Origin of the sequence: Pseudomonas brassicae (assembly GCF_010671725.1) — a bacterium.
Classification (GTDB): Bacteria; Pseudomonadota; Gammaproteobacteria; order Pseudomonadales; family Pseudomonadaceae; genus Aquipseudomonas; species Aquipseudomonas brassicae.
In genome coordinates, this window is the sequence record NZ_JAAHBU010000501.1 from 1 (window position 1) to 5763 (window position 5763).

The window sequence follows — 5763 nt, forward strand, 5'->3', positions numbered from 1 at the left end:
GTGCGCACCTCCAGCTTCTCCAGGTAATTGAAGATCGCTTGCTTGATCAACCAGTGCGGCGTGCGGTCAATGGACTGCGCAGCCGTCTTCAGTCGCTCGCGGGTAGGGTCGTCGAGTTTGACCCCAAGGGTGGTCGTCGCCATTTCTTATCCTCATTATTGCCACGGGGCTGTGGCGTAAGCTGGCGCCAAGATTAGCCGTGCGCGAATCAGGGTGCAACCTAGTGCAACCCAAATATTCGATGAAAAAAGTGCAACTCGTCCGGAGGGTAAAACCACACAGCACAAATGGCTGTTTATAGTGCGTTTGGAGTATGTAAACGGTGGTTTTTGCTCCAAAAAGGAGCAAAAAACACGTTGTTGTGCAAAATTTCCGACCAGGTGCAACTTGAACGCAGAAACTGGTTGCACCTTGTTTGCGTTGTTGCATAGGATTCGTGGCCTGGGTGCAACCGCTTGCCGATTGTCACTACATAAAAACAAACGCCAGGGCGCAACAATGAGTTTTAGCAATCCAATCACGGTCACGTTCGTGATCTACATCGCAGCAATGGTACTGATCGGCTTCATGGCCTATCGCTCCACCAACAACCTCTCCGACTACATTCTGGGTGGCCGCAGCCTCGGCAGCGTCGTGACCGCGTTGTCGGCCGGTGCCTCGGACATGAGCGGCTGGTTGCTGATGGGCCTGCCGGGCGCCATCTACATGTCGGGCCTCTCTGAAGCCTGGATTGCCATCGGCCTGACGGTCGGTGCCTACCTGAACTGGCTGTTCGTGGCCGGCCGCCTGCGCGTGCAGACCGAGCACAACGGCGATGCACTGACCCTGCCGGACTACTTCTCCAGCCGTTTCGAAGACCACAGCGGCCTGCTGCGGATCATCTCGGCGATCGTGATCCTGGTGTTCTTCACCATCTATTGCGCCTCCGGCATCGTGGCCGGTGCCCGTCTGTTCGAGAGCACCTTCGGCATGTCGTATGAAACCGCCCTGTGGGCCGGTGCTGCCGCCACCATCGCCTACACCTTCGTGGGCGGTTTCCTGGCGGTGAGCTGGACCGACACCGTGCAGGCCACGCTGATGATCTTCGCGCTGATCCTGACCCCGGTGATCGTGCTGATCGCCACCGGCGGCGTCGATACCACCTTCCTGGCCATCGAAGCGCAGAACGCGGGCAACTTCGACATGTTCAAGGGTGCAACCTTCATCGGCATCATCTCGCTGATGGGCTGGGGCCTGGGCTACTTCGGCCAGCCGCACATCCTGGCGCGCTTCATGGCGGCCGACTCGGTGAAGTCGATCGCCAATGCCCGTCGCATCTCCATGACCTGGATGATCCTGTGCCTGGCCGGTACCGTGGCCGTGGGCTTCTTCGGCATCGCCTACTTCTCGGCGCACCCTGAAGTGGCCGGCCCGGTCACCGAGAACCACGAGCGCGTGTTCATCGAGCTGGCCAAGATCCTGTTCAACCCATGGATCGCCGGTGTACTGCTGTCGGCCATCCTGGCTGCAGTGATGAGTACCCTGAGCTGCCAGTTGCTGGTGTGCTCCAGCGCCCTGACCGAAGACTTCTACAAGACCTTCCTGCGCAAGAACGCTTCGCAGGTCGAGCTGGTATGGGTCGGTCGTCTGATGGTGCTGGGCGTTGCGCTGATCGCCATCGCCATGGCCGCCAACCCCGACAACCGCGTGCTGGGCCTGGTGGCCTACGCGTGGGCCGGCTTCGGCGCTGCGTTCGGCCTGTGGTGCTGATCTCGGTACTGTGGAAGGGCATGACCCGCAACGGCGCACTGGCCGGTATCGTGGTGGGTGCACTGACGGTGATCCTGTGGAAGAAATTCGACACTCTGGGCCTGTACGAAATCATTCCGGGTTTCCTGTTTGCCAGCATCGCGATCTTCGTGGTGAGCAAGCTGGGCAGCCCGTCGAAATCGATGCTGGTGCGCTTCGAAGCCGCTGACGCGGCGTTCCACGAAAGCAAGTGATGCTGCGCTGATCGCTGCCCGGCAACGGCCCGGCCTCTTCTGGAGGTCGGGCCGTTGTCATTCTGGCGGCTGTCACCTGACGGCGCGGGCCTGACAGGGTAAACTTCCGGGCCTTGCAGGAGTTGCCATGAACTATCGTCACGCCTTTCACGCCGGCAACCACGCCGACGTGTTCAAACACCTCGTATTGACCCGGCTGATTGCGCTGATGTCGCGCAAGGAGCAGCCGTTCGCCTACCTCGACACCCACGCCGGCCTGGGCCTGTATGACCTGCAGGGCGATCAGGCGAGCCGTACCGGCGAATGGCTCGAAGGTATCGGCCGGCTCTGGGGGCGCGATGACCTGCCCGAGCTGACCGCCGACTACCTGCGCATCCTGCGTAAGATGAACCCCGACGGCGAGCTGCGCTATTACCCGGGCTCGCCCGAGCTGGCCCGGCGCCTGGCGCGTCAGCAGGACCGTGTGCTGCTCAACGAGAAGCACCCTGAAGATGGCCGCCTGCTCAAAGAGAACATGAAGAAGGACCCGCGCGTTGCCGTGCACCTGGGCGAGGGCTGGCATGTGCCGCGTGCCTTGCTGCCGGTGCAGGAGAAGCGCGCGGTGATGCTGATCGACCCGCCGTTCGAGCAGCCTGACGAGCTCAAGCGCTGCACGGTGGCGATGAAAGAGACCATCAGCCGCATGCGTCAGACCGTCGCGGCGATCTGGTACCCGATCAAGGACCAGCGCCAGTTGGTGCGGTTCTATCAGGACCTGACCAGTACGGCGGCGCCCAAACTGTTGCGTGTGGAGCTGTATGTGCACCCGCAGGACAGCCCGCAGGGGCTCAACGGTTCGGGTCTGGCCATCGCCAACCCGCCGTGGGGGCTGGAAGAAGAGCTGCGCCAGCTGCTGCCGTGGCTGGCCCAGGTGCTGGGGCAGACCCAGGGCAGCTGGCGCATGGACTGGCTGATCGCCGAGTAGGGCTGGGCCTGTTTGCTGGCCGGACTGGCCTCTTCGCTGGCAAGCCAGCTCCCACAGGGTTTTGCAGGCACCGCAGAGCCCTGTGGGAGCTGGCTTGCCAGCGAAGGGGCCGCAACTGCCAGTGCAAAGCTGCGCCTCCTACATGCATCCCCACGCTTTACGCTATAATCCCGCCCTTTCGCTGCCACCCGCCCACGAGGCCGGGGCGCACATCTACAGATTTGAAGAGGCTAGACCCTTGGCATTGACGATTCTTGGCCTGTCCGGCGCCCTTAGCCATGATCCTTCCGCGGCCCTGTACATCGACGGCAAGCTGATTGCCGCCGCTGAAGAAGAGCGCTTCGTGCGCGACAAACATGCAAAGAACCGCATGCCCTACGAATCGGCAAAGTTCTGCCTCGAACAGGCAGGCATCAAACCGTCCGACGTCGATGTGGTGGCGATTCCGTTCGCCCCCATCAGCCTGTTCGGCAAGGCGCGCTGGCATTACGCCAAGCGCTACTGGTACGCCCCGGATCGCGCCCTCGACGCGCTGCTGATGGGCAATCGCCGCTACAAGCGCTACCGCAACAAGATCGTCTGGTGCCTGGAGCAGCTGGGCTTTGACCCGAAAAAGATCAAGATCGAACCGGTCGAGCACCACCTGGCTCACGCGTCCAGCGCCTACCACTGCTCGGGTTTCAAAGAGAAAACCGCGATCCTGGGTATCGACGGCAAGGGTGAGTACGCCACCACGTTCTTCGGTTACGGCGAAAACGGCAAGATCCACAAGATCAAGGAGTTCTTCGACCCGGACTCCCTCGGTGGCCTGTACGGTGCAATCACCGAGTTCCTCGGCTTCGAAATGCTCGATGGCGAGTTCAAGGTCATGGGCATGGCGCCGTACGGCGACGCCAGCAAGTACGATTTCTCGCGCCTGGCCAGTTTTGAAAACGGCGAGCTGGAAATCAACACCGACTACGCCAACGTCATCGGCCTGCGCCGCTATAAAGAGAAAGGCAAGGGCTTCTACTTCTCGCCCAAGCTGATCGAGTGGCTGGGGCCCAAGCGCGAAGGCGACATCGCCGACGAGCCGTACATTCACTACGCGGCGAGCATGCAGGCACTGTTCGAGAAGCTCGCCCTGCAGATGATCGACTACTACCTGGGCGACCTGCTCAAGCAAACCGGCAAGCTGGCCTTCGCCGGCGGCTGTGCGCTGAACGTCAAGCTGAACCAGAAGATCATCGCGCGCCCCGACGTGAAAGAGCTGTTCGTGCAGCCGGCGTCGGGTGATGCCGGCACCGCGGTAGGCGCCGCTGCCTACGTGTCGCACGCCCGCGGCGTGCCGGTCGAGAAGATGGAGCACGTCTACCTCGGCCCGGCCTACAGCAACGAAGACGTGATCGCTGCCTGTGCCCGTCATGCCGAGAAGCCGACCTGGCGCAAACTCGACAACATGCCCGAGCAGATCGCCCAGATCATGGTCGATGGCAATCCGGTGGCCTGGTTCCAGGGCCGCATGGAGTTCGGCCCGCGTGCGCTGGGTGGTCGCTCGATCATCGGCTGCCCGAGCGTGCCGGGCGTGGCCGACCGCATCAACCACCAGATCAAGTTCCGCGAGCGCTGGAGGCCTTTCTGCCCGTCGATGCTCGACACCGTGGCGCCGCAGATGATCAAGATCGATCACCCGGCCCCGTTCATGACCTTCACCTTCGAAGTGGCTGAGGAGTGGAAGACCCGCGTGCCGGAAGTGGTCCACGAAGACGGCACCTCGCGGGCCCAGGTGCTCAAGCGCGAGTACAACCCGCGCTACTACGACATGATGAAGGCGCTCGAGACTCTGACCGGCAACGGCGTGTCGCTCAACACCTCGCTCAACCGTCGTGGCGAGCCTATGATCTGCTCGCCGACGGATGCGTTGAACATGTTCTTCGGGTCAGACCTGCAGTACCTGATCATGGAAGACATCCTGGTGGTCAAGGACGGCGCGAAAGCTTATGACAGCGTCGGCTGACCGGCACGTCCTGCAGTTCTGCCATGGCTATGACGGGCCGTTTCTCGATTGCGCCCGTCAGTACGCCAGCCTGTTTGCGGGCAAGGGCTACAGCGTCACCACGGTGTTCCTCACCGGCGCCGCCGACCCGCAGGTCGCGGCAGGTTGCGCCAGTGACGAAGTGCTGTTTCTCGAATTCAGTTCCAAGGCCGTTCGCGGCCTCAAGCTGGGGGCGATCCGTGAGCTGCGGCGCATTGCTGGCTCACGCAATTTCAGCTTCTGCATCGCCCATCGCTTCAAGCCGATCTATATCGCGCTGCTGGCCAGCCGATTGCCGGTGATCGGCGTGCACCATGCCTTCGGTGACTATCAGCGCCGTACCCGCCAGCTGTTCGCCAACCTGTTCGCCAGGCGCCTGAGCCTGCTCGGGGTGTCGGACGCGGTGCGTGACGACATGCGCCGCTGCCTGCCCAAGTGGCCGGCCGAGCGCATCCAGACGCTGTACAACCGCATCGACATCGCCGCCTTGCAGGCCGCGCTGGTGCCCGCCGCGCAGGCGCGCGAAGCACTGGGGCTGGACCCGCAGGCGTGGATCGTGGGCAATGTCGGCCGCCTGCACCCGGACAAGGACCAGGCCACCCTGCTGCGCGGTTTTGCCCAGGCACTGCCCGGCTTGCCGGCCGGGGCGCGCCTTGCATTGCTGGGCGAGGGGCGCCTGGAGCCGGCGCTCAAGGCCCTGGCCGCCGAGCTCGGGGTTGGCGCACAGGTCGATTTCCTTGGCCAGGTAGCCGAGGCGCGGCGCTACTTTGCCGCGTTCGACGTGTTTGCCCTGAGTTCCGATC

General features: G+C 62.8%; 3 protein-coding genes and 2 pseudogenes. 4 read left to right on the plus strand and 1 reads right to left on the minus strand.

Features of this window, described 5'->3' with window-relative positions; genetic code table 11:
- A pseudogene (locus G3436_RS29110) lies at positions 1-143 on the minus strand (transcriptional regulator); the annotation flags it as partial.
- Positions 144-498: 355 nt separating this feature from the next.
- Between G3436_RS29110 and putP the strand changes: the two are divergent.
- The 4 genes and pseudogenes from putP to G3436_RS25295 all read left to right on the plus strand — a co-directional run.
- A pseudogene (gene putP, locus G3436_RS25280) lies at positions 499-1982 on the plus strand (sodium/proline symporter PutP).
- A gap of 127 nt (positions 1983-2109) precedes the next feature.
- Positions 2110-2946 (plus strand): 23S rRNA (adenine(2030)-N(6))-methyltransferase RlmJ, encoded by an 837-nt coding sequence (locus tag G3436_RS25285; protein ID WP_163950873.1) that lies wholly within the window; start codon positions 2110-2112, stop codon positions 2944-2946.
- Positions 2947-3184: 238 nt separating this feature from the next.
- On the plus strand, positions 3185-4942 hold the full coding sequence (locus tag G3436_RS25290) for a carbamoyltransferase family protein (RefSeq protein ID WP_163950877.1): 1758 nt from the start codon (positions 3185-3187) through the stop codon (positions 4940-4942).
- Positions 4926-5763 (plus strand): glycosyltransferase (locus tag G3436_RS25295; RefSeq protein WP_163950880.1); only part of this gene is annotated, 838 nt, incomplete at its 3' end. The genes G3436_RS25290 and G3436_RS25295, both read left to right, overlap by 17 nt.

What these genes read in the sequence shown, in the direction of transcription:
- G3436_RS25285 (WP_163950873.1), top strand. Translation starts at nt 2,110, where the DNA reads ATGAACTATCGTCACGCCTTTCACGCCGGCAACCACGCCGACGTGTTC.